A 24,121-nucleotide genomic window follows, 5' to 3' on the forward strand; every position below is an offset into this window, starting at 1 on the left:
CGTCCGGTACGGGTGGGAGGCGTGCGCCGGGCGGAAACGCCAGGCCATGACGGGGAGGGGTGGCGAGTGGGGCGCAAGGAGAGTCCGCTGGACCCGAGTGCCGGGCCGGTGGAGCGATTCGCCTTTGAGTTGCGGGCCTTGCGGCAGAGCGCGGGCGGGCTGACCTATCGGGCGATGGCGCGCAGGACCGAGTACTCGACGGCGACCCTGGCCCAGGCGGCCTCGGGCGACCGGCTTCCCTCGCTGGCGGTCGCCCTGGCGTATGTGACCGCGTGCGGCGGGGACAGCGCGGCGTGGGAGCGGCGCTGGCAGCAGGTGACGGACCAACTCCTGTGCCGGCCGCCCGAGGAGGACGACGACGCCGTCCCGCCCTACCCGGGGCTGCGGCGCTTCCAGCCGGAGGACCGCGAGCGGTTCTTCGGGCGCGACCGGCTCACCGAGGACCTCGTCGAGCTGGTCCGGGAGCGACGGTTCGCGGCCGTGGTGGGCGCCTCGGGCAGCGGGAAGTCCTCACTGCTGCGCGCCGGGTTCATCCCTGCCCTCCAGGAGGCGGGCCCGGCGGCCGAGCGCCCCGCCGCCCTCCGCATCCTCACCCCCGGCCCGCACCCCGCCCGCGCCCACGCCCAGGCGCTGACGGCGGCCCGGGGCCGGGGCGACACCGTGGTCGTCGTCGACCAGTTCGAGGAGACCTTCACGCTCTGCCATGACCCGGCCGAGCGGGCGGAGTTCATCGAGCTGCTGCTGTCCGCCCGAGAGCCGGAGCGCCGCTTACGCGTCGTGGTCGCCGTGCGCGCGGACTTCTTCGGCCACTGCGCCGGGCACCGTGCCCTCGCCGACGCGCTGCGGGACGCCACGCTGCTGGTGGCCCCGATGACCCCGGCGGAGCTGCGCGAGGCCATCGTCAAACCGGCCGCCGCCGAGGGGCTGATCGTCGAACGCGCCCTGACCGCGCGGCTCGTCGAGGAGGTCGCCGACGAGCCCGGCGGGCTGCCGCTGCTGTCGCACGTCCTGCTGGAGACCTGGCGCCGCCGCCGCGCCCGCACCCTGACCATGGCCGCGTACGAGGCCACCGGCGGCATCCACGGCGCCGTCGCCCAGACCGCCGAGGACCTCTACGACCGGCTGCCGCCCGAACAGGCCCTCGCGGCCCGGCGGATCCTGCTGCGGCTGGTCACCCCGGGCGAGGGGGCGCCCGACACCCGGCGCCCGGCGGACCGCGCCGAGCTCCAGGCCGACGGGCCGGGCGAGGCGGCCGCGGTGCTGGAGCGGCTGGCCCGCGCCCGGCTGATCACCCTCGACGACGAGGTCGTCAATCTCGCGCACGAGGCCCTGATCACCGCCTGGCCCCGGCTGCGCGACTGGATCGACGAGGACCGGCACCGGCTGCGCCTCCACCGCCAGTTGACCGAGGCCGCCCTCGCTTGGGAGCGGCTGGGCCGGGATCACGGCGCGCTGTACCGGGGGGTGCGGCTGGCGGAGGCGGACGAGGCGTTCGGCCCGCCCGAGCGGGCCGCGGACCTCACCCCGGCCGAGCACGCCTTCCTCGCGGAGAGCCGCGCGGGGCTGCGCAAGGAGCGGCGGCGGCTGCGCCAGGTTCTGGCGGCGGTCTCCGTGGCCCTGTGCCTCGCCTTGGTCGCCACGGGGGTCGCCTTCTGGCAGCGGAACACGGCCGTCGGCGAGGAGCACAAGGCCCAGGCCGCGCGGCAACTGGCGCAGTCCAGGCAACTGGCCGCCCAGTCCGCCGCGCTGCTCGACCAAAACCCCGACCTGGCCTCGCTGCTGGCCGTGCGGGCCTATCGGACCCACCCCACCGCCGAGGCCACCGACAGCCTGTACGCCGCGGCCGCCCTCCCCGCCCAGAAGCGCCTCACCGGGCACAAGGGCGAGGTGCTGTCGGTGGCGTTCGCCCCGGACGGCCGCACGCTGGCCACGGGCGGGGAGGACGGCACGGTGCTGCTGCGGGACGCCGCGACCGGACGGGTCCGGGACACCCTCACCGGCCACGTCGGCCAGGTGACGTCGGTGGCGTTCAGCCCGGACGGCCGTACGCTCGCCGTCGCCGACGCCCGTGAGGTGCGGCTGAGCCACGCGGGCACCGGGCGGGTGCGACGCACCCTCACCCCCCGCGCGGGGATGATGATGACGATGGCGTTCAGCCCGGATGGCCGCACGCTGGCCACGGGCCGCTCCGACGGGCTGGTGCGGCTGTGGGACACCGGGACCGGCCGTCTTCGCGCGACCCTCACCGGCCACGCCGACACGGTCGTCTCGGTGGCGTTCAGCCCGGACGGCCGCACGCTGGCCACGGGCGCCATCGACCGGAAGGTACGGCTGTGGGACACCGGGACCGGCCGCCTCCGCACGAGCTTCACCGGCGACTCGGAAGGTGTGCTCGCGGTGGCCTTCAGCCCAGACGGCCGCACGCTCGCCACTGGCGGGGGCGAACGTTCCGTCCGGCTGTGGAACGCGGGCACCGGCGAACTCCGGGACACCCTCCCCGAGCTTGGCCCGGCGCGTTCGCTGGCGTTCAGCCCGGACGGCCGGGCGCTGGCGACCGGGGGCGGCGGCTCTCATGTGCGGCTGTGGGACCTCGACGCGGGCCTGGCCCGGGACGCCTTCTCCCTCGGCTACGACGGCCCGGTGTTGTCGGTGGCGTTCAGCCCCGACGGCCGCACGCTGGCCACCGGCGGGGACGAGGGGCTGCTGCGGCTGTGGGACGTGGCGACCGGCCGCGCCAGGGACATCCTGGCCAGACAGCCCGGCGGTGTGCTGTCGGTGGCGTTCGCCCCCGACGGCCGCACCCTCGCCAGTGGCAACGGCCGCGACGACACCGTGAAGCTGTGGGACGCGGCGAGCGGCGAACAACGGCGCTCCCTCACCCTCGGGTCGCGTGAGGACATGCCGTCGCTCGCGTTCAGCCCGGACGGCCGCACCCTGGCGACCGGGCGCTTCGACGGAGTGATCCACCTGTGGAACCCGGACACTGGTTGGATCCGCCGCGGCCTGCACGGCCACACCGACTTCGTACGGTCTGTGGCGTTCAGTCCCGACGGCCGCACGCTGGCCACCGGCAGCAACGACAAGACCGCCCGGCTATGGGACGTGTCGAGCGGCCGGGCCCTTCGGGTGCTCCGCGGCCATGACAAGGGCGTGTTTTCGGTGGCGTTCAGCCCGGACGGCCGCACGCTTGCCACCAGCGGCGTCGACCGCACGGTGCGGCTGTGGGACGCGAAGACCGGCCGCGCGCTGCGCACCCTGAAGGGCCACACCGCGGGCGTGACGTCCACGGCGTTCAGCCGCGACGGCCGCACCTTGGCCAGCGGCGGCATGGACGGCTCGGTGCGGCTGTGGGACGTGGCGAGCGGGCGGACCCGGAAGGTGCTCGACGGCCACACCGAGAGCGTGTTCTCGGTGGTGTTCAGCCCCGACGGGCGCACCCTGGTCAGCGGGGGTGAGACCGTACGGCTGTGGGACGCGGAGAGCGGCGAGCCCCGCGGCTCGCTGCGCGGGCACACCGACGGCGTGTGGGGGGTGGCGTTCAGCCCGGACGGCCGCACCCTGGCCAGCGGCGGCGACGACGCCGTACGGCTGTGGAACCTAGACCTCCGGCGGCCGTCCGAGGCGATCGGCAAGATCTGCGGGACCGTCGACCGGGACCTCACCCGGCGCGAACGCGCCACCTATCTGCCGGACCAGCCGTCCGGCCGGGTGTGCCCGGCGTGAGAATCCGGTGTTGGACTCAGACCACGCCGTGCGCGGCCATGGCCTCCGCCACCCGCAGATACCCCGCGACGTTCGCGCCGAGCGCGTAGTCGTCCGGGGCCCCGTACTCCTCCGCGGTGGCCCGGCACAGCGCGTGGACATCGGACATGACGGTGGCCAGCCGGGCCTCGGTCTGCTCGAAGGTCCACCGGTCGCGGGCCGCGTTCTGCCGCATCTCCAGCGCGGAGGTGGCCACTCCGCCCGCGTTGGCGGCCTTGCCGGGGCCGAAGAGCACCCCGGCCTCCCGCAGGATCTCGACCGCGGCCGGGGTGCAGGGCATGTTCGCGCCCTCGGCCACGGCCAGCACGCCGTTCTTCACCAGCGTCACCGCGTCCTGCTCGTCCAGCTCGTTCTGGGTGGCGCAGGGGAGGGCGATGTCGCAGTCCACCTCGAACACCGAGCCCCGGTCGGAGAACACCGCCCCCTGCCGGGCCCGGGCGTACTCGGCGATCCGCGCCCGCCGGGCCTCCTTGACTTCCTTGAGCAGGCCGAGGTCGATCCCGTCGCGGTCGACCACGAATCCGGAGGAGTCGGAGCAGGCCACCACGCGGCCGCCGAGGGCGTGCACCTTCTCGATGGCGTAGACGGCCACATTGCCGGAGCCGGAGACCACCACATCGCAGCCGTCGAACTGGCGGCCGCGGGTGCGCAGCATCTCCTGGGCGAAGTGGACGGTGCCGTATCCCGTGGCCTCGGTGCGCGCGTGCGAGCCGCCCCAGCCGACGCCCTTGCCGGTCAGCACGCCGGCCTCGAAGCGGTTGGTCAGCCGCTTGTACTGGCCGAACAGATAGCCGATCTCGCGCCCGCCCACCCCGATGTCCCCGGCCGGGACGTCGGTGTGCTCGCCGATGTGCCGGTGGAGCTCGGTCATGAAGGACTGGCAGAAGCGCATGACCTCGCTGTCGGAGCGGCCCTTGGGGTCGAAGTCCGCGCCGCCCTTGCCGCCGCCGATCGACAGCCCGGTCAGCGCGTTCTTGAAGATCTGCTCGAAGCCGAGGAACTTGACGATCCCCAGGTTGACGCTGGGGTGGAAGCGCAGGCCCCCCTTGTACGGCCCGAGCGCGCTGTTGAACTCCACCCGGAAGCCCCGGTTCACATGGATGTCCCCCTGGTCGTCCACCCAGGGCACCCGGAAGATGATCTGCCGCTCCGGTTCGCAGAGCCGCTCCACGATCCGGGCGTCGAGATGGTCCGGATGCGCGCGGAGCACGGGCGCGAGGGTGTGCAGCACCTCGCCCGCCGCCTGGTGGAACTCCGCTTCCCCGGGGTTGCGGCGCACGATCTGCGCGTACACGGACTCGATACGAGCGGTGACGTCCATGGCCGCTCAGTGTGGCAGCGGACCCCGCCGGGACCGGTCCGCCGCGCCGAGCGCGATGGCGGGCCGGGGGATCCGGTCATCCGGCCCGCTCAGCCGAGCCGGGCCGCCAGCCCGTCGAGGACCCGCTGAAGCCCGTAGTCGAACTTCTCGTCCCGGGTCTCGCGCGGGTCCTTGCCGCGGAGCCCGGCGTACTGCTCGCGCAGCTTGGGATGGTCCTGTGCCGCGTCCTCGACGGCCGGCCACAGCTGCTCCACCCACTCCCGCTCGCTCTGGCCGCTGCGGGCGAGCGTGGTGAGCCAGGCGGCCTCGCTGGTGGCCATGCCGATGACGTACGCCGTGAGCGCGGAGACGGCGGGATCGGTCTCGGCCGCCTGGAGGCCCGCCTGCTCGAAGACGGCGAGCATGTTCTCGGAGAGCCGCATCAGGTTCGGCCCCAGCTGGGTCACCCAGGCCCCGCCGAGCACGGAGGCCATCCACGGGTGGGCCAGGATCGCCGACCTGAGGCCCTGGGCACAGCGGGTCGCGGCCTCCCGCCAGTGGGCCGGGTCCGTGGCCTCCGGGATTTCGATCTCGCCGTAGACCGCGTCCACGACCAGCTCGATCAGCTCGCCCTTGTCGGCCACATGGGTGTAGAGCGAGGTGGCTCCGGCGTTCAGCCGGCTGCCGAGCTTCCGCATGCTCAGGGCGTCGATGCCCTCGGTGTCGAGCAGTTCGAGGGCGGCGGACACGATCTGGTCCCGGCTCAGCGCGGGCTGCTCGCGCCTGGGGCGCTGGGGACGGGTCCATACCGACGGGATCGGTCGCTTCGTGTCGCTCGGCATATGGCCTCCTCTTCTTCCGCTTCTTCCGCTTCTTCCGCGGCTCGCGGCTCGCGGCTCAGGATAGCCGCTCGGGCGTACAGCGTGCGGCCTTGCGAACACTGTGCGGTCTCCGTACAGTGTTCGGCGTAGCGCACACCGTTCGGACGCACGCCGTCCTTCACCGAGGGAGACGCCATGTCGAGCATCAAGGGCCAGGAAGCCACCGCCTTCGACACCACGCGCTGGCAGTCCCGTCTCGACGAGCTGCGCACCGCCTGCCATGTGCCCGGCGCGACCCTGGCGGTGCTGGCCGACGGGGAGATCCACGAGCTGGCGAGCGGCGTGCTGCACCGGGGCACCGGCGTGGCGGCCACCACGGACTCGGTGTTCCAGCTCGGCTCGATCGCCAAGGTCTACACGGCCACGCTGGTGATGCGGCTGGTCGAGTCAGGCGAACTCGACCTGGACGCACCGGTCGTGGACGTGCTGCCGGAGTTCGCCACCGCCGACCCCGAGGCCACCGACGCTGTCACCGTCCGCCGACTGCTCAGCCACACCAGCGGTTTGACCTGCGACTTCACCGAGGACACCGGGCGCGGTGACGACTGCCTGGCCCGCTATGTCGAGGCCGCCAAGGGGGTGGCGCTGGACTGTCCGCCCGGGGCGGCGGTCTCGTACAGCAGCGTCGGGTACAACGTGCTGGGCCGCATCATCGAGGTACTGACCGGCCAGACCTGGGACGCGGCGCTCAAGGACCGGCTGCTCGCCCCGCTCGGGCTCGAGCAGACCATGACCCTCCCCGAGGAGGTGCTGCGGTTCCGGGCCGCGATGGGCCACCTGGGCGAGGAAGGCCAGGACCCGGAGCCGGCGCCCGCGTGGGACCTCATGCCGCGCTCGGCGGGCCCGTACGGCAGGGTCTGCGCCACCGCGGGCGATGTGGTCCGGCTGGCCCGGATGCACCTCGACGGCGGTACGGCACCGGACGGTACGCGCGTGCTGGCCCCCGAGACCGTCGCGGCCATGGGGCGGCGCGAGGTCGATGTCCCCGACAAGTGGACGGTGAGCGCCGACGGATGGGGCCTGGGCTGGACGCTGTACGACTGGTTCGGCACCCCGGGCTACGGCCACGACGGCGCCTCGATCGGCCAGTACGCGTATCTGCGCGTGGTGCCGGAGGCGGGCGTGGCCATCGCCCTGCTGACCAACGGCGGCGGCGCGCGCCGGCTGTACGCCGATCTCTTCCGGGAGCTGCTCGGCGAGCTGGCCGGGGTGCGGATGCCGGAGCCCTTCGCCCCGCCGGCCCATCCGCCCGCGGTGGACATCACCCCGCACCTGGGCACCTACCGGCGCGAGGGCGTCGTCATCACCGTCACCGAGCGCGCCGGCACGCCCCACCTGGTGTACGAGTTCGTCGACGGCATGAAGGACTTCTCCCCGCCGCTGGAGGCGGATCTGATCCCGCTCTCCGACACCGTCTTCGCCGCCTCCGGCGCCGGCCCCTCCTTCAGCGAGGACTGGATGCCCGTGGTGTTCGCCACCCTCCCCGACTCCACCGCCTGCTGCTACATCGGCATGCGCGCGGCGCCCAAGATCGCCTGAGCCGCGCGTGGCCACGGCATGACAAGGGCCCGCCCGCGACCGGTCGTCGGTCGCGGGCGGGCCCGAGCGGTGTGCGGGGGGTTACTTCGCGAAGCCGTAGTTCAGCAGCTTCTTCGCGTCCGCCGTGCGGTTGTCCACCGAGGAGGAGGCGAGGACGGTGCCGATGACCGTCTTGCTGTTGCGGGTGGCGGCGAAGACCAGGCAGTACTTGGCCTCCGGGCCCGAGCCGGTCTTGACGCCGATGGCGCCCGAGTAGGTGCCGAGGAGCGGGTTGGTGTTGGTCCACTCCATGTAGCGGTAGCCACCGCTCTTCGTGGTGACCTTCTGCTTCGTCGTCTTCGTCTTCACGACCGTACGGAACGTGGAGTACTTCATCGCGCTGCTGGCGAGCTTGGTGAGGTCGCGCGGCGTGGAGTAGTTCGCGCCGTGCCCTATGCCGTCGAACGAGTCGAAGTGCGTGTTGGTCAGGCCCAGGTTCTTGGCGGTCGTGTTCATCTTGCCGATGAACGACTTCACCCGCGCGGCCCGCGTGGACCCGGTGCCGAACTTGTCGGCCAGCGCGTACGCCGCGTCACAGCCGGACGGGAGCATCAGGCCGTACAGCAGCTGGCGGACGGTGACCTTGTCGCCGACGATCAGCCGGGCCGAGGAGGCCCAGTTGTTGTCGACGATGTAGTCGCTGTACGCCTTCTGGACCGTGACCTTCGCGTCCAGGTTGAGGTTCGGCTGGGCGAGTACCACCCGGGCCGTCATGATCTTGGTGGTGGAGCCGGTGGAGAGGCGGGTGTCCGCTGCCTTGGTGTAGAGGGACTTCCCCGTGCCGTTGTTCATCACGAAGCCGCCCTTGGCGGTGATCGTGGGGGTCGCGACCGTGGCGGCCTGCACGGGGGCGAGCGCCCCGGCGGAGAGGACGGCTCCCGCGGCGATGACGGCCACGGCGGAAACGCGACGAATACCCTTGATGCCGGTTTTCAAGATTGATACTCCAAATGCCCCTGCGAGGTGGCGAAGATGAGAGTGCCGCTTGCTCAAGAGGAGACGCATGAGACGGGCCAATGGATGTGCCCCCCGTGACATTAACCCATTCGTTCGGATGGGGGCACCGCACGTGTCCTGGTGCCTGACAGGGGGGTGCGGGGCGCCTGTGCCATCATTCCGACGATGGCGTGATCAAGGATTCCGTGCCGCAGTGAGCACGGGCTGAGGGCGTGACGGTGGCTCGAGGGGGGACGATCGCGTGACCCGGGGTGATTCGACGGAGGGCGGTGCCGTCGAGCGGATACCGCCGGGCGCGAAGCCCTCCGAGGTGATCTACGGCAATCCGTCGGATGTCGATGACCTGGTCGTCAAGCTGCGGGCTTATGCGGGCGCGTTCAAGGACGGGCAGGGCCAGCTGGATGTCCTGATGTTGATGGACTGGACCGGGGCCGGGTCGGAGGGGTTCGAGAAGGCGACGGAGAAGCTTCCCCGGGAGCTGGAGTCCGCGCAGACCTACTTCCACGCCGCCGCGAACGCCCTGGACTCGTACGCGGACAAGCTGCGCTCGGTGCAGAAGCGGGTCGAGCCGATCATCCGGGACGCGGACGCGGCGCGGGCGGCGTCCAAGAAGTACTGGAAGGACGTCAACGACTACATCGACGCCGAGAACCGCAAGGACGATCCGCTGCCCCAGCGCCCGCCGGAGGATGATCCGGGGATCGCCGCGCTGGAGGGGTGTTACCGGCGGCTGGACAAGCTGGAGGGCGAGCTTCAGCCGGTCATCGACGCGGCGAAGAAGAAACTCGCGAAGGCGGCGGAGAAGGCCCCGGACAAGCCCCCGGCGCCGAAGGGCTGGGACAAGTTCAAGAAGGGGCTCGGGGACTTCGCCGGCGGCGCGGGCGACACCATGTACGGGTGGTACGAGGGGTTCGACGACCTCGTCAACGACGGGCCCGAGGGCCTCGGCCTCCACCTGGCGGGTATCCAGGACGGCATCGCCTACGCCGCCGAACACCCCAAGGAGTTCGCGAAGGCCGTCACGAACTGGGACGAGTGGCAGCGCAACCCCGCCCGCGCCGCCGGCCAGCTCACCCCCGAACTCCTCCTCGCCCTGGCCACCGGTGGAGCCGGCACCGCCCGCCGCGCCGGCTCCACCGCCAAGAACGCCGCACAACGCCTCCTCAACCGGGAGCGCGGGCTGCGCCGCGACGGCAGCGCCCGCAGGCGCACCGACAGCGATCCCAAGCGGAACTGCACCCCCGGCGGGGACAAGTGCACCACCGGTGAACCGATCGATGTGGCGACCGGCGAGATGGTGATGTCCGCCACCGACGTCAGCCTGCCCGGCGCACTCCCCCTGGTGCTGGAGCGGCATTACGTCTCAGGGCACCCGTGTGGGGGCTGGTTCGGCCGCACCTGGGCGGGCACGCTCGACCAGCGTCTGGAGATCGACGACGCCGGTGTCATCTACGTCACCGACGACGGCATGCTCCTCACCTACCCGATCCCGCAGCCCGACGTCCCGACGCTGCCCACGTCAGGGCCGCGCTGGCCGCTGCGCTGGGACGGCAAGCCCGACAGCACCTTCACCATCACCGCCCCGGAGCACAACCGCACCGTCCACTTCGCGCCCCTCCCGGCAGGCAGCCGCGAGCTGATCCTGACCGCGATCACGGACCGCACCGGCGGCGGCGACCGCATCGACATCGCCTACGACGAGCAGGGCGCGCCGACCGAGATCGTCCACTCCGGTGGCTACCGGATCGCGGTCGACACCGACCCGACGCTGCTGCGGATCACCGCGCTGCGCCTGCTGCACGGCGACGAGCGCGAGCGCAGCACCACGCTGATCTCCTTCGGCTACGACAAAGCCGGAAATCTCGCCGAGGTGGTCAACTCCACGGGCCTGCCGCTGCGGTACCGGTACGACGACCGGCGCCGCGTCACGTCCTGGACCGACCGCAACGGCACGACGTACGGCTACGTCTACGACCACCGGGGCCGGGTGCTGCGCGGCATCGGCCCGGACGGCATCCTCTCCGGCCGCCTCCACTACGACACCGAGGCCCGTACCACCCGCTACACCGACTCGCAGGGCAACACCACCACCTACGTCTGCAACGAGGCCTACAAAGTCCTCGCCCAGACCGACCCGCTGGGGAACACCACCCGCACCGAGTGGGACGAGGACAACCGCCACCCCATCGCCGTCACCGACCCCCTGGGCCACACCACCCGCTACCGCTACGACGACGAGAGCCGCCTCGCAGCCGTCGAACAGCCTGATGGCACCGTGACGGAGGCCGTCTACGACGACTGGGGCCTTCCGGTGGAGGTCCGTGAGCCGGGCGGCGCCGTGTGGCGCCACACTTACGACCACCGGGGTGCGCGCACGTCCACGACCGACCCGAGTGGCGCCACCACGCACTACGCCTACGACGGCTCCGGCCACCTGTCGTCGGTCACCGACCCGCTGGGCCACACCACCCAGGTCACCACCGACGCGGCGGGCCTCCCGGTCGCCGTCACCGACCCTCTGGGCCACACCACCCGCATCCGCCGGGGCCCGCACGGCCGGATCACCGCGGTCACCGACCCCCTCGGCCACACCACCCGCCACGGCTGGACCATCGAAGGCAAACCCGCCTGGCGCGAGGGGCCGGACGGCGCCCGCGAGGTGTGGCAGTGGGACACCGAGGGCAACCTCGCCCACCACACCGACAAAGCCGGGCACGCCACCACCCACACCCACACCCACTTCGACCTTCCCGCCACCCGCACCGACCCCGACGGCGCCACCTACACCTTCACCCACGACACCGAACTCCGCCTCACCCAGGTCACCAACCCCCTGGGCGAGCAGTGGCGTTACGAGTACGACGGCGCCGGCCGCCTCGTCGCCGAAACCGACTTCAACGGCGCCACGCGCACCTACGAACGCGACGCGGCAGGCCGCCTCACCGCCCAGACCAACGCACTGGGCGAAACACTGCGCTACACCCTCGACGCGACAGGCCGTGTGATCGCCCAGCGAGACGAGACCACGGACGAGGTCACCAGGTACGCGTACGACCCCAGCGGCGCCCTCCGCCACGCGGCGAACGCGGACGCGGAGCTGACCTGGGAACGCGACCCGGTGGGCCGCGTCGTTTCGGAGGCGCTGAACGGCCTCACGACCACGTACGCCTACGACGCGGCGGGCAACCGGACCCACCGCACGACACCTTCGGGCCTGACCTCCTCCTGGACCCACGAGGCGACGGGCCTGCCCGCCACTCTCACCACGGCCGGCCACACCCTCGCCTTCACCCACGACGCGTCGGGCCGCGAGACACGGCGCGCCACGGGGGATGTCACCCTGGCCCAGGGCTGGGACGGCGCCCGCCGTCTGGCGACCCAGAGCCTGTCCACCGCGTCTCGGGACCTGTTGCTCCAGCACCGCACCTACACCTACCGACCCGACGGCTACGTCACCGAGATCCGCGAACTCACCACCGGCACCCGCGATTTCACGCTGGACCGCATGGGGCGGGCGACGGGCGTCCAGGCGCACGGCTGGAGCGAGAAGTACGCCTACGACGCGGCAGGCAACCAGACCCACGCCACCGCCCCCGACCACCCCACCACCGGAGACCGCGCCTACCGGGGCACCCTCATCAGCCGGGCGGGCCGCACCACCTACGAACACGACGCGGCAGGCCGCCTGACCCGCAAGACCCGCAAACTCCTCAACGGCCGGACCCGCACCTGGACCTACACCTGGAACGCCGAGGACCGCCTCACCCACGCCACCACCCCAGGCGGCGAGGAGTGGACGTACACCTACGACCCGCTCGGCCGCCGCATCTCCAAAACCGGCCCGGACGGAACCTCCCTCACCTTCACCTGGGACGGCACCCGCCTCGCCGAACAGGCCACCCACGACGGCGCGACCACCACCTGGGACTACACCCCGGGCACCCACCGCCCGCTGACCCAGACCGACCGCGAGCCGGGCTCCACCCGCTTCCACGCCGTGGTCACCGACCCGACCGGCACCCCCACCGAGCTCATCACTCCCGACGGCCACCTGGCCTGGCAACACCGCACCACCCTCTGGGGCACCCCCCTCCCCACCCCACCCGATGCGACGGACTGCCCCCTCCGCTTCCCCGGCCAGTACGCCGACCCGGAAACCGGCCTCCACTACAACTTCCACCGCTACTACGACCCCGAGACCGCCCGCTACCTCACCCCCGACCCCCTCGGCCTGGCCCCCGCACCGAGCCCCCAGGCCTATGTGCGCAACCCCCACACCTGGCAGGACCCGCTCGGCCTGGAAGGGTGCGGAGAGAAACCACCCCCGTTGACCTCGCTGCATCCGGACAGCTCGCTCGACAAGAGCTCCCTGGAGTTCTGGCGCAAGCAGGACACCGAGGACATCGTCTGGTCCCTGAGGCCCGGCGCGCATGAACCGCTGATCGTCAAGCCGGATGGGACGATCATGAATGGAAACACGAGGGTCTCGGTTCTGCGGTCGCGTGGATACGACGTCGATTCGCTGCCGCGCGAGTCCTATGGTGGAAAGCAGCCGATGTCGGATCAAGATTTCTGGGATATGGATCAATGAGTGTTCGGGATCAGGTTCTGGCGACGCTGAATTCGGGGTCCAGGGAAATGTTCCTGGTGGCCCTGGGGCATCGGCTGGGGATCTCCGCGCGCGTTGTCCTCACCGGAGACGGCGAACGTGAATTGCGGGAGGCTCAGGCCTGCAACGAGATGATGATCGCCATTTGGTCGCAGCTGTGGGCCACGAAGGACCCCGGGGAAGGCGGATACCCGGACCCGGACTTCCTGTCGGCCTTGCTGAGCAAGGCCGACGCGGGAGACGCGCGATCCCACCTTCGGAACGCGATCGAAAGCGCCCTGCGCGCGGTACGCGACGCCGGGGGCAACGAGCCGAGCAGCGGGCGCCCCTGAGTCCTGGTGATACCGCACGTGGTGTAGCCCGCTACACCCCCGGAACGGGACCGTGCTCTCTGCCCCGCGCCCCCGCCCGTTCCTAGCCTCGTGAGTGGACGAGACGAGGCATCCGAGCAAGGGGGAGGACGTACGAATGCGCAGGCAGCGGGGCGGTTCGGGGACGTTGGACGCGGCGGGGGCGGGGCCGGTGGCCGACGCGCTCACGCTGCGGGGGGTGAGCAGGGAGTACCGGCGGGGCGTGGTCGCGCTGCACCCCGTCGATCTCACGGTGCCCCGCGGCCGGTTTCTCGCCGTGATGGGGCCGTCCGGATCCGGGAAGTCGACCCTGCTCCAGTGCGCCGCCGGGCTCGACCGGCCGACGGCGGGCACGGTGCGCATCGGGGGCACCGAGCTGGCCTCGCTCAAGGAGACCGCGCTGACGCGGCTGCGGCGGGAGCGGATCGGGTTCGTGTTCCAGGCCCACAACCTCGTGCCGTCGCTCAGCGTCGCGGAGAACGTCGCCCTGCCGCTGCTGCTCGGTGGCGAGCAGCCCGACGGGCGGGCCGTGCGGGCGCTGGCGGCGGTGGGGCTCGGGGAGCGGGGCGAGGACCGGCCGACGGAGCTGTCCGGCGGGCAGCGCCAGCGCGTGGCGATCGCCCGCGCGCTGGTCACCGAGCCCGACATCGTCTTCGCCGACGAGCCCACCGGCGCGCTCGACCCGGCCACCGCGCAGGGCGTGCTCGCGCTGCTGCGGCAGGCCGTCGACCGCGACGGCCACACCGTGGTGATGGTCACCCACGACCCGGCCGCGGCCGCCTGGGCGGACGAGGCCCTCTTCCTGGCGCGGGGGCGGGTCGTGGAGCGGCTGGAGCGGCCGGGCGCCGACGAGGTGAGCCGCATGATGCGAGACCTCGGACGGGACGCGGCATATGAAGGGCTGGGAGCATGAGCGTGTCAGCCGGGGCCGCTCCGGGAGGGGCGCGGGTGACCAAGCTGCTGGCCTCCCGCGCCGCCCGTACGCACCGCAAGGCGTGGGCCGCCGTCTTCGCCGCGCTGGCCCTCACCTCCCTGCTGCTCGGCTCCTTCGGGCTCGCCCTCGCCTCGGCCGGGCTCGGCCACGCCCGCGTGGAGCGGTACGCGGCGGCCGACCTCGTCGTCACGGGCGACCAGGAGACCCGCTTCACCACCAAGCCGTGGGGCAGCGACCCCCAGACCGTGCGGGCCGGGCTCACCGAGCGGGTGCGGGTGCCGGAGGGCGCGCTGGGTGTGGTGCGGAAGGTGCCCGGCGTACGGGCGGTCGTCGCCGACGACGTGTTCCAGGCCGGGCGCGCGGGGCAGGCCCTCACCGGCCGCCCCTGGGACGCGGCCCGCCTCGCGCCGTACGAGCTGCGGGACGGGCGCGCCCCGCGCCGCGCCGGCGAGGTCGTGACGGGCGGCGGGGCCCGCCTCGGCGAGCGGGTCACGCTGCGCGTGGCCGGCGCCGACGCGGCGTACACCGTCGTGGGCCTGGCCGACGGCCCCGGCGCCGCGGTCTACTTCGAGGCGGCCGAGGCCCGGCGCCTGGCCGGCCACCCGGACACCCTGGACGCCATCGGGGTGATCGCCGAACCGGGCGTGGGCACCGACGCGTTGTACGGCCGGGTGCGGCACGCGCTGGACGCGGCGGAGATCCACAGCGTGGGGCGGCGCGCGGACGGCGACTCGGTCAAGGTCCGGGTCCTGGCGGGGAACGGGCGCGGCAACCCCGAGTTCCTGGACGTCGCCCCGGCCCGCCAGGGCATGCTGGAGATGCTCGCGTCCGTGACCGTCATCGTCGTCCTCGTCGCGCTGCTCGTCGTGTCCTCCACGGTCGTACAGGCGCTGCGGCAGCGCTCCCACGAGCTGGGCCTGCTGCGCGCGGTCGGCGCCACGCCGCGGCAGCTGCGCGGCGCGGTCGGGCGGGAAGTGGGGCGGGTCGCGGTCCGCGCGGCGCTGCTGGGCGCCCTGGCGGCGCTCCCCGCGTACGAGGCGCTGCGCCTGCTGCTGGACGCGCGCGGCGCGCTGCCCGACGGTCTCGAACTCCCCCTCCCGCTGTGGCTGTGGCCCGCGCCCCTGGTCACCGCGGGGCTGACCATCCTGATCGCGCGCGTCGCGGCCTGGATCGCCTGCGCCCGGGCCGCCAGGCTCCGCCCCGCGGAGGCGCTGCGCGAGGCGGCCCCCGGCACGCCGCGCCGGGTCACCGGGCTGGTGCTGCTGTTCCTGGGGGTGAGCTCGGCGGGTACGGCCGTCCTTCAGTCCGGCCAGACCGCGGCCATGGCGGCCGGGTCGGCCGCGGTGGTCATGGTCATCGGCTGCGCGCTGCTCGGACCGTGGATCGCCCGGGGCGCGATGCGCATCCTCGGCGCCCCGCTGCGCCGCTTCGGCGGGCCCGGCGGTCACCTCGCCGCCGCCAACTGCGCGGCCTCCGCCACCCGCCTCGGCGCCGCCCTCACCCCGATCATCCTGGTCACCGCCTTCGCCGCGGTACAGCTCTCCGGCGGTGCGACACTCACCCACGCCGGCCAGGGCCAGGCCCGCGACGCCATGCGGGCCGACCTCGCGGTACGCGCGGACGGCGGGCTGCCGGACGGCGCCGTACAGCGGATCCGCCAGGTGCCCGGGGTGCGGGCGGCGACCGACGTCGTACCCGGCACGGTGGTGCTGGCCCACCGCGAGGCCGGCGACCCCCGGCTCGAGCGGCTCCCGGTGCTCGGCGTCACCCCCGAGCGGCTCCCCCGGACCCTCGACCCGGGCCTGCGCGACGGCACCTGGCGGTCGCTGCGCCCCGGCACCGTCGCCGTCGGCGCCGACCGGGCCCGCTCCCTCGACGCCCGGCCCGGCTCCACGGTCACCCTCCGCTTCGGGGACGGCACGGAGGCGAAGCTGCGGGTCGTCGCGGTCTACGAACGGTCCCTCGCCCTCGGCGACTTCCTCCTCTCCCGGGACGAGTTGCTGGCCCACACCTCCACGCCCCGCGAGGGCCGGGTCCTCGTCGCGGCCGCGCCCGGCGCCGACCGCGCGGCGCTCGCGAAGTCCCTGGCCGCGGCGGTCCCCGGCACCCGGATGGAGCGGGACCCCGCGCCGATCCAGGTCGAGGCGGCGGACCAGGCGCTCGGCGAAGTGGTCACCGTGGCCGCGGTCTCCGCGATCGGCGCCTTCACGGCGATCGCCGTCCTCAGCACCCTCTCGCTCATCACCATCGGCCGCCGCCCCGAACTGCGCCTGCTGCGCCTCGCCGGAGCCGGCCGCCGCCAACTGCGCCGGATGCTGCGGCTCGAAGCGGGCGCCACGGCCCTGACGGGCCTGGCCGTGGGCGCGGCCGTGGCCTCGGTGCCACTCCTCGCCTTCAGCGTGGCGATGGCCCGCACGGTCCCCTATCTGCCCCCGGCCCAGGCACTCGTGATCGTCGGTGTCGTCGCCGTGACCACGGCCGCGGGCACCCTCCCCCCGTCCTGGGCCGCGCTGCGCGGCCGCTACCCCGGGGCGAGCCCGTCCGAGGGCTGAGGGGAGGCCGGGCGGAGGACGGCGGCGGGGCGTTCGGCCTAGCCCTTGTTCAGATAGGCCAGTACCGCCAGCACCCGGCGGTGCCCGCTGTCGCTCGGCGGCAGGCTCAGCTTCGCGAAGACGTTGCCGATGTGCTTGCTGACCGCGCGGTCGGAGACCACCAGCGTCTTCGCGATGGTGGCGTTGTCGCGGCCCTCCGCCATCAGGTGCAGCACCTCGCGCTCGCGCGGGGTCAGGGTGTCCAGGGGGTCGTCGCGGCGGCGGGTCAGCAGCTCGGTGACCACCTCCGGGTCCAGCGCCGTGCCGCCCGACGCGACCCGCTCCAGGGCGTCCAGGAACTCGTCGACCCGGCCGACCCGGTCCTTCAGCAGATAGCCGACCCCGCTCGCGCCGCCGCCCAGCAGCTCCGCGGCGTAGGTCTCCTCGACGTACTGCGACAGCACCAGCACCGGCAGGTCGGGGATCTCCTTGCGCGCCGCGAGCGCCGCGCGCAGGCCCTCGTCGCGGAAGCCGGGGGGCATACGGACATCGAGGACGGCCACGTCCGGGCGGTGTTCGAGGAGGGCGGGCAGCACCTCGGGCCCGCTGCCCGCGACGGCCACCACCTCGTGTCCGGCGGAGCTCAGCAGCAGGACCAGGCCCTCCCTCAGCAAGGCGTTGTCCTCGGCGATCACCACGCGCACGGCAGCTCCACTTCGATCACGGTCGGCCCCCCGACGGGGCTGGACACTTCCATGGTCCCGTCAAGCGCCGCCACCCGGCGGCGCATCCCGAGCAATCCGCTGCCGCCCATTCCCCCGCCGGGGGTCGCGGCCGGGGTCTCGGCGCCGCCCCGGCCCTCGTCGCGCACCACGATCCGCAGCCGCCCGGGGGTACGGATCAGCTCCACCCAGGCGCGCCGCGACCCGCTGTGCTTCGCGGCGTTGGTCAGCGCCTCCGCGATCACGAAGTACGCGGCGGCCTCGACCGCGGCGGGGGCGCGCGGCACGTCCTCGCCCTCGATCCCGTCCGCGTCCACGGCCACGTCGAGCCCGCTGCTGGCCGCGAGCGCGCGCACCGCGCCGACGAGACCGCGGTCGGTGAGGATCGGCGGGTGGATGCCGCGGACGACATGGCGCAGCTCGGTCAGCGCCTCCTCGGCCTGGTTCTGCGCGTCGTCGAGGAGCCGGCGCGCCGCGTCGGGGTCCTTGTCGTACGCCCGCTTGGCCAGTCCGACCCGCATCGACAGCGACACCAGCCGCGCCTGGGCGCCGTCGTGCAGATCGCGCTCGATACGCCGCAGCTCCGCGCCGTGCGCGGCCACGGCGCCCGCCCGGGTGGCGGTCAGCTCCTCGACGCGCTCGGCGAGCCGGGCGCTGCGCTGGGCCTCGGGCGACGGCGTCAGCAGCGCGCTCGACCAGGCGGCGTCCAGGTCGGCGAGGCGCGAGATCAGCGGCAGCACCACGGCCGGGCGCTTCAGCAGCCCGCACCACACCCCGTCGACGAACAGCCCCACGGACCAGACGATCAGCGAGACGTACGCCACGATGAGGCCGTAGCCGAAGTGCGCGAAGAGCCAGCGCAGATCCCGGTAGGTGGACGGGTCCCGGACCGCCGCGCGCACCCGCTCGGTCAGCTCGCCGGTGAGCGGCGCATACGCCTCGGGGACCGGCTTCCCCGACCAGGTCCCGACCTGCCGCCGCTTGAACGCGGCCATCCTGCGCAGCAGCAGCACCGTCTCCGGCAGCACCCCCGCGCCGACCACGATGGCCGTCGCGACGGCGGTGAACAGCAGCAACGCGACGTAGAGATACGAGACCAGGGCCAGCCCCGCCGCCCGCATCAACTGGGCCGTGGCCCGCCCCGCCTGGTGCACCGTCTCGCGCATGGCCTCAGGCTAGGTGAACGGTCGCGGGGGCGCGGGCGATCGGGCACCCCGGCCGTTGGTGTAGCGCGCTACACCATGAGTTCGGGAGAGCACTCCCTCCAACACCCCATGCCCGGAACGGCATTGTGGATCCCACAAGCTCACCGGAACCGCTCACCGAAGGAATCCACGATGAAGTCTCTGCTCTGGGCCGTCCTGGCCATCGCCCTCGTCGCCAACGTCTTCACCAGCATCACCCTCAGCGGTGTGACCCAGATGCTGGTCAGCGTCGGCACGGGCGTCGTGGTGCTCGGGTCGGCCGCGGGCCTGTACGTGCTGCGCGACAAGCACGCCGGGTGATTCGCGGCCGACTTCCGGTCGGTTTCCGGCAGAGCCGATCAAACCCCTCCTGCGTCCGGGCTCATGGGCCGATGATGGACGGAGCCTCGCGCGGCGAAGGGGGACGGGCTCGTGGACGAGAAGGACATCGCGGCGTTACGCGGCAGAGCCGAACGGGCCGCGGCCGAGGCCCTCGCGTGCACCGCGTCGAACCGCCTCGCCGACGGCGAACCGCCTCCCTCCGCACCACCCGACCCCGCGCGAGCCGACCGCGTACGGTCCGAACTGGACGCGCTCGAAGCGGAGCTGGCCGCCGCCGTCCCGGACGCCGACCCGCTGCTGTGCACCGTACGGGCCAGGCTCGGCGGCCTGTACGCCGATCGCTACCAGCGCGCCCCCACGGACGAGGACCGGGCCCGAGGGCTGCGGCTGCTGCGCGCGGCCCGCGCCGCCGGGGCGCTCGGCCCACGGGACAAGGCCTTCGCCGGCCTCGACCAGATCCAGCTGCTGCTGACGCCCGCCATGGTGACCGGGTGGAACGGCACGCTGTCCCAGCTCATGGAGTCCTTCGAGGTGGGCCGCCGGATATCGGCGGGCGATCCGGAACTCACCGGCGACCTCGCGGAGCTGGGCGGGCTGCTGACCGAACTGGCGCCGACGCTGCCCGAGAAGGTCGCCGAGCCCATGTCGTGGATCGCCGAGACCCTTGAGCGGTCCCAAGCCGTCGCGCGCGCCGGAGACCTCGAGCAGGTGGCCGACCTGGCCAACCAGATGTCGCAGCGGCTGCCCGGCGGCTACTCCGTGCTGCTGCGGAACCTGAGCGATATGGCTGCCGAATTCGCCGCGGACGGAGCGGGCGAAGGCGGTAGGGCCGAGCCACCGACGGACTTCACAGACGAAGAGGCCGCCCTTACCTTCGCCCAGGCCGTTCTTCTGATGGAGCTCCAAGTTCCCGGCACCGTCCGGCCGGAAGACCTGGACACCCTGGTCGAGTCGGTGAGCCAGGGCCCGGACGGCGAAGAGGCGGAGACCGCGATGCGGGCCGCGCTCAGCCACATGGCCCACGGCGTACGCACGGGCGACGCCGACCGGCTGGCCGAGGCGGCGGAGCTGATCAACGGGGCGGTGGGCGACGGGGGATCCGGCCGGGTGGGCTGGATGGCCGACCTCATCTCGCCCGGTCTGCTGGCCGCGGCCACCGCACTGGGCGGCAACCTCAAGGACCGCGACCAGGCGCGCGCCCACCTCGACCAGCTCTTCGACCCCGCCTCCTCGGTGTTCGACTCGGCACACGCCACCGGGCCCGGCGCGGAGGGGCTACGGATCTGCAACCAGTGCATGCATGTGCATATGCGTACGAACCAGGCCCTGGACGAGCGGGACAGCGAAAAGCTCGAGGACCTGCTCGGCGAACTGCTCGACCTGCTGGAGGAGACCGACGACCGCAGCGAATGGCGGTTCCTGGTGCTCTTCCTCCTCGGCCAGGTCCAGCTGAGCCTGGCCCTGCTGGACGGCGGGGTCACCGCCCTGCGCACCGCCGTCGCCTACCTTGAGGAGGCGACGCGGCACCCGAAGGTCCCGGCCTTCGCCCGGCCCATGATGGACGCGGCCTGGGCCCCCGCACTGACCCTGTTCTCCGTGGTCGAACCCGACACCGCGCGGGTCCGGGAAGCCGTGGCCCGGGCCCGGCGGGCCCTGGAGGGCCCCGCTTCGACGGCCGACTGGCACATCCGTATCCGGCAGGCCCTCGTCTACGCGCTGCTGGCCGTCCACACGTCGACCGGTGATGGTTCCGTCCTGGAGGAGGCGATCGGCGAGCTGGAACAGGCCCGCCGCGACCTCACCGACCGCACCAGCCCGGACACCCGCCAGAAGGTGCTGTGGGACCTGGCCGAGGCGTACCACCTGCGCGGCGACCGGGAGCGCGACGACCTCACCGCCGCCGTCACCACCGCACAGGAGTCGCTGCGGGTGCTCGCCGAGGACGTCCTGCTGCAACTCGGCGCCGAACACGGTCTCGAAGTGGCCCGCGCGGGGGCCAGCCGCGGCTTGCTCGCCGCCGGATGGGCCGCCGCGGACGGTCGGATCGGCGAGGCGGTGGAGGCGCTGGAGAACGGTCGGGGGCTGGTGTTGCGCGCCGCCGCCGCGGCGGCGGGGGTTCCGGAGCAGCTGGCCGCCCGGGGCGAGGCGGAGCTGGCCGAACAGTGGCGGAGCGCCGTACGGGACCTCCCGCCTCAGGCCGCGCCGACGGGCGGCGGTGTCGGCACCGACACTCCGGACGATGTCCGGACCGCGCTCGCGCGCATCATGCCGACCGAGCCCGCCCCCGGCCTTGCCATCCCCAGCACCCTGCGCCGCCGCGCCCTGGACGCGCTGCGGCGGCCCGGCGGCGGGGCGGAGGGGCTGCGCGGACTGCTCGGCGCCCCCGGGGTCGCGGAGCTACGGGAGGGGCTGCGGGTCGTCGGCGCCGACGCGCTGGTCTACCTGGTGCCCGGGCAGGGCCCGGTTGGCGGTGTGGCCGTGCTCGTACCGCGTACGGGCCGGCCGACCACGCTGGAGCTGCCGGGCCTCGGCGCGCTCGGGCGGGAGCCGTTGGAGCGTTATCTGGATGCGGGCGCGCGGCGTTCGGCCGTGCCTGAGAGCGACTTGGACGCGTACGCCGAGGCCCATCGGCGGTGGGAGGCGGCGCTGGAGGCGTTGTGCGACTGGGCGGGCGAGGCCGTACTCGATCCGGTGCTGACCGCCTTGCGCCCTGCTCGGCTCGTCCTGGTGCCGTGCGGCAACCTCGGTGCGGTGCCCTGGCATGCTGCCCGGCTTCCGGCGTCGCCGTCGTCTTCGCGCAGGTATGTGTGCGAGAGCGTGGTCGTGTCGTATGCGGCGTCCGGTGGGGAGTTTCTGCGGGCGGCGCGGCGTGGTCGGACGGCGGCCGGTGAGCGTGCGGTGCTGGTGGCCGATCCCAGTGGCGACTTGATGTGGGCGGAGGACGAGGTGGCGGCTCTGCGGGCCGCCTACTATCCGGATGCTCTGTTCTATGGCTGGCACGAGGACGCGCCCGAGGGGGCTTTGGCTACGGCTGAGGATGTGCTGTCCCATCTGCCGGGTGGTCCGGCCGCCGCCTCGCTGCTGCATCTTGTGGTGCATGGCCTGGCGGGGCTGCGGCCCACCGACTCGGCGTTGCATCTTGCCGAGGGGGAGGCGGACTCGGGGCGGCTGACGGTCACCCGCATCCTCGACGTACCGGTCGTGTCCGCTGAAAACCGGTCCGCTGCCGGGCCGCTGGTCGTGCTCAGCGCCTGTGAGACGGACCTCAGCAGCCGTGATCACGACGAGGCGCTGACCCCGACCACGGCGCTGCTGGCGCGGGGCGCGACGGATGTGGTGGGTTCGCGGTGGAAGGTGTCGGACAGTGCGTCGGCGGCGCTGATGGTGGTGTTCCATCACCATCTGACCGTGACGGGGCTGGCGCCGCCGGACGCGTTGCGGGCCGCGCAGCTGTGGATGCTCGACCCGGACCGGCGCCCCGTGCCGGGGCTGACGGATGAGTTGCTGGCGGAGACGGCGGGCAATGTGAGGGGGCTGGCCCGGGTCGTGTCCTGGGCCGGGTTCATCCACCAGGGCAACCCCGCGCCGCACGCCACCGTGGAAGGAGGACGGTCGTGACCACCAACGATCTCCTGGAACTGCTGCGCCGGCATCTGCCGGAGATCCAAGCGTCCCTCACCGCCGCGGAGTACGCCCGCTTCCAGGACAGCGTGCGACGGCTCCGGGAGGTCGGGGACGACACGCGGGCCATGCGCTTCGCGCTGCGCGAGGTGCGGCTGTGTCTGCTGGCCCTGCCGCGCGAGAACGAGCTGCGCAGGCGGCTGGACCAGTTCCGCTCGGCGGGTGCCGCCCGCGCGGCGGTCCTGCCGGACGCGGACCGGCTGGATGAGGTGATACGGCTCCTGGAGTCGGTGGACTGGCCGACGCTGGACCCCGTGAGCGCCGAGATCGCCCGGGGGGTCAGACAGCGGTTGCTGACCGCCCCGGCGCGCGGCCCGGAACGGCTCACGGGCGCCGCCGCCGAGGACCCGGCCAGGGCCGGGCTGATCCGGCTGACCCACCCGGAACTCGGCCATCGCTACCCGGACTTCCAGTTCGACCCGGATACCGGCGAGCCCCGCCCGGTCGTGCAGCGGATCAACAGAATGCTGCTGTCCGACCAGGACCCCTGGGGGGCGGCGGACTGGTGGCTGGGCGGCAACACATGGCTGCGCGACGCGCCCGCGGCCCTGGTGGGGCGGGTGCCGGACGCGCTGCTGACCGAGGCGGCCGCCGCGTTGGTGGGAGACGGCGCATGGTAGAGCAGGCGCCTCCCGAGGGCGCGCGCATGAGTCCGACCCTGGTCGGTCTGGACGCGGGCACCGAGCTGTGGCGGTGTCACCAGACCACCTTCCCCTGCACGGAGTTCAACCCGGTCGCCGCGCACGCCCACTTCGGCGGCAGCCGCTTCGACGGCACCTCGGAGGACCCGTATCCGTATCTGTACGCGGGCCTGGATCCGACCACCGCGCTGGCCGAAGTGCTGCTGCGGGACGTGGAGTTCAGCGGTCCGGAGGGGATGCGTCAGGTGCCGTGGGCGCAGGCCGCGATCCGCTCGCTGGCCAAGCTGCGGGTGACCGAGGACCTGGTCCTGGTGCGGCTGTTCTCGGAGAGAGATCTGGCCGCGGTGTTCCAGACCTCGTGGCTGCTGGAGACCGAGGGGCCGGGCTACGCGCAGACCCGCGCCTGGGCACGGGAGATACGGCGGCAGGTGCCGCGCGCCCAGGGGCTGCTGTGGCAGTCGCGGCGGAACCGTCCCGAGCAGGCCCTGGTGCTGTTCGGCGACCGCTGCGGGGCGGAGCCGCTGAAGGCGGTGCCGGGCCACGCCCACAACCTGGGCACCTTCGAGGGGACGAGCGTGGCCAACGAACTCCTGGCTCCGCTGCGGGCGGTCATCGTGCCGCCCGGCATGCGGATGTGAGCGCGCGGGGC

General features: G+C 73.3%; 15 protein-coding genes. 10 read left to right on the top strand and 5 right to left on the bottom strand.

The features are described 5' to 3' along the window. Window positions 1-66 precede the first annotated feature (66 nt). On the top strand, window positions 67-3,723 hold the full coding sequence (locus tag ACZ4WQ_RS28390) for an nSTAND1 domain-containing NTPase (protein ID WP_468022517.1): 3,657 nt from the start codon (window positions 67-69) through the stop codon (window positions 3,721-3,723). 16 nt (window positions 3,724-3,739) lie between these two features. Here ACZ4WQ_RS28390 and gdhA read toward each other — a convergent pair whose 3' ends face one another. After that, window positions 3,740-5,083 (bottom strand): NADP-specific glutamate dehydrogenase, encoded by a 1,344-nt coding sequence (gene gdhA / locus ACZ4WQ_RS28395; protein ID WP_311726188.1) that lies wholly within the window; start codon window positions 5,081-5,083, stop codon window positions 3,740-3,742. Window positions 5,084-5,172: 89 nt separating this feature from the next. Then, window positions 5,173-5,904 (bottom strand): TetR/AcrR family transcriptional regulator, encoded by a 732-nt coding sequence (locus ACZ4WQ_RS28400; protein WP_468022518.1) that lies wholly within the window; start codon window positions 5,902-5,904, stop codon window positions 5,173-5,175. Between the two features lie 174 nt (window positions 5,905-6,078). Between ACZ4WQ_RS28400 and ACZ4WQ_RS28405 the strand changes: the two genes are divergently transcribed. Beyond that, window positions 6,079-7,482, top strand: a complete 1,404-nt coding sequence (locus ACZ4WQ_RS28405; RefSeq protein WP_468022519.1) for a serine hydrolase domain-containing protein — start codon at window positions 6,079-6,081, stop codon at window positions 7,480-7,482. Between the two features lie 81 nt (window positions 7,483-7,563). Here the strand turns inward: ACZ4WQ_RS28405 and ACZ4WQ_RS28410 are convergent, their stop codons facing one another. Further along, window positions 7,564-8,457: a D-alanyl-D-alanine carboxypeptidase family protein gene (locus ACZ4WQ_RS28410; protein ID WP_398375998.1), complete on the bottom strand. Its 894-nt coding sequence runs from the start codon at window positions 8,455-8,457 to the stop codon at window positions 7,564-7,566. A gap of 262 nt (window positions 8,458-8,719) precedes the next feature. On the opposite strand from ACZ4WQ_RS28410, the gene ACZ4WQ_RS28415 reads away from it, so the two are divergent. The 4 genes from ACZ4WQ_RS28415 (at window position 8,720) to ACZ4WQ_RS28430 (ending at window position 16,923) form a co-directional block, all read left to right on the top strand. Next, complete coding sequence (locus tag ACZ4WQ_RS28415; protein WP_468022520.1) at window positions 8,720-13,069, top strand: DUF6531 domain-containing protein; 4,350 nt, start codon at window positions 8,720-8,722, stop codon at window positions 13,067-13,069. Then, complete coding sequence (locus ACZ4WQ_RS28420; RefSeq protein ID WP_468022521.1) at window positions 13,066-13,419, top strand: hypothetical protein; 354 nt, start codon at window positions 13,066-13,068, stop codon at window positions 13,417-13,419. Before ACZ4WQ_RS28415 ends, ACZ4WQ_RS28420 begins: the two co-directional genes overlap by 4 nt. A 136-nt stretch (window positions 13,420-13,555) precedes the next feature. Beyond that, window positions 13,556-14,350, top strand: coding sequence for an ABC transporter ATP-binding protein (locus ACZ4WQ_RS28425; RefSeq protein ID WP_398375991.1), 795 nt, complete (start codon window positions 13,556-13,558; stop codon window positions 14,348-14,350). Next, window positions 14,347-16,923 (top strand): FtsX-like permease family protein, encoded by a 2,577-nt coding sequence (locus tag ACZ4WQ_RS28430; RefSeq protein ID WP_468022522.1) that lies wholly within the window; start codon window positions 14,347-14,349, stop codon window positions 16,921-16,923. Before ACZ4WQ_RS28425 ends, ACZ4WQ_RS28430 begins: the two co-directional genes overlap by 4 nt. Before the next feature lie 38 nt (window positions 16,924-16,961). On the opposite strand, the gene ACZ4WQ_RS28435 is transcribed toward ACZ4WQ_RS28430, so the two are convergent. Together ACZ4WQ_RS28435 and ACZ4WQ_RS28440 are read right to left on the bottom strand one after the other, a co-directional pair. Beyond that, window positions 16,962-17,606: a response regulator transcription factor gene (locus ACZ4WQ_RS28435; RefSeq protein WP_311726990.1), complete on the bottom strand. Its 645-nt coding sequence runs from the start codon at window positions 17,604-17,606 to the stop codon at window positions 16,962-16,964. Further along, window positions 17,594-18,790: a sensor histidine kinase gene (locus tag ACZ4WQ_RS28440; protein ID WP_468022523.1), complete on the bottom strand. Its 1,197-nt coding sequence runs from the start codon at window positions 18,788-18,790 to the stop codon at window positions 17,594-17,596. The genes ACZ4WQ_RS28435 and ACZ4WQ_RS28440 overlap by 13 nt, the downstream gene beginning before the upstream one ends. A 171-nt stretch (window positions 18,791-18,961) precedes the next feature. On the opposite strand from ACZ4WQ_RS28440, the gene ACZ4WQ_RS28445 reads away from it, so the two are divergent. The 4 genes from ACZ4WQ_RS28445 (at window position 18,962) to ACZ4WQ_RS28460 (ending at window position 24,110) form a co-directional block, all read left to right on the top strand. Then, on the top strand, window positions 18,962-19,129 hold the full coding sequence (locus ACZ4WQ_RS28445; protein ID WP_311726992.1) for a hypothetical protein: 168 nt from the start codon (window positions 18,962-18,964) through the stop codon (window positions 19,127-19,129). 111 nt (window positions 19,130-19,240) lie between these two features. After that, entirely contained in the window at window positions 19,241-22,768 is a 3,528-nt protein-coding gene (locus ACZ4WQ_RS28450) for a CHAT domain-containing protein (protein ID WP_468022524.1), read from the top strand. After that, window positions 22,765-23,451 carry a hypothetical protein gene (locus tag ACZ4WQ_RS28455; protein ID WP_311726994.1) on the top strand — a complete coding sequence of 229 codons (687 nt, stop codon included), beginning with the start codon at window positions 22,765-22,767 and terminating at the stop codon, window positions 23,449-23,451. Before ACZ4WQ_RS28450 ends, ACZ4WQ_RS28455 begins: the two co-directional genes overlap by 4 nt. A 26-nt stretch (window positions 23,452-23,477) precedes the next feature. Further along, entirely contained in the window at window positions 23,478-24,110 is a 633-nt protein-coding gene (locus ACZ4WQ_RS28460) for an RES family NAD+ phosphorylase (protein WP_468022525.1), read from the top strand. Window positions 24,111-24,121 lie beyond the last annotated feature (11 nt).

This window comes from Streptomyces sp. NPDC028305 (assembly GCF_055569495.1).

Bases quoted from the DNA above. Each gene is read 5' to 3' on its own strand.
- gdhA (WP_311726188.1), bottom strand. From the start codon at position 5,083: ATGGACGTCACCGCTCGTATCGAGTCCGTGTACGCGCAGATCGTGCGC.
- ACZ4WQ_RS28400 (WP_468022518.1), bottom strand. From the start codon at position 5,904: ATGCCGAGCGACACGAAGCGACCGATCCCGTCGGTATGGACCCGTCCC.
- ACZ4WQ_RS28405 (WP_468022519.1), top strand. From the start codon at position 6,079: ATGTCGAGCATCAAGGGCCAGGAAGCCACCGCCTTCGACACCACGCGC.
- ACZ4WQ_RS28420 (WP_468022521.1), top strand. From the start codon at position 13,066: ATGAGTGTTCGGGATCAGGTTCTGGCGACGCTGAATTCGGGGTCCAGG.
- ACZ4WQ_RS28425 (WP_398375991.1), top strand. From the start codon at position 13,556: ATGCGCAGGCAGCGGGGCGGTTCGGGGACGTTGGACGCGGCGGGGGCG.
- ACZ4WQ_RS28430 (WP_468022522.1), top strand. From the start codon at position 14,347: ATGAGCGTGTCAGCCGGGGCCGCTCCGGGAGGGGCGCGGGTGACCAAG.
- ACZ4WQ_RS28440 (WP_468022523.1), bottom strand. From the start codon at position 18,790: ATGCGCGAGACGGTGCACCAGGCGGGGCGGGCCACGGCCCAGTTGATG.
- ACZ4WQ_RS28445 (WP_311726992.1), top strand. From the start codon at position 18,962: ATGAAGTCTCTGCTCTGGGCCGTCCTGGCCATCGCCCTCGTCGCCAAC.
- ACZ4WQ_RS28460 (WP_468022525.1), top strand. From the start codon at position 23,478: ATGAGTCCGACCCTGGTCGGTCTGGACGCGGGCACCGAGCTGTGGCGG.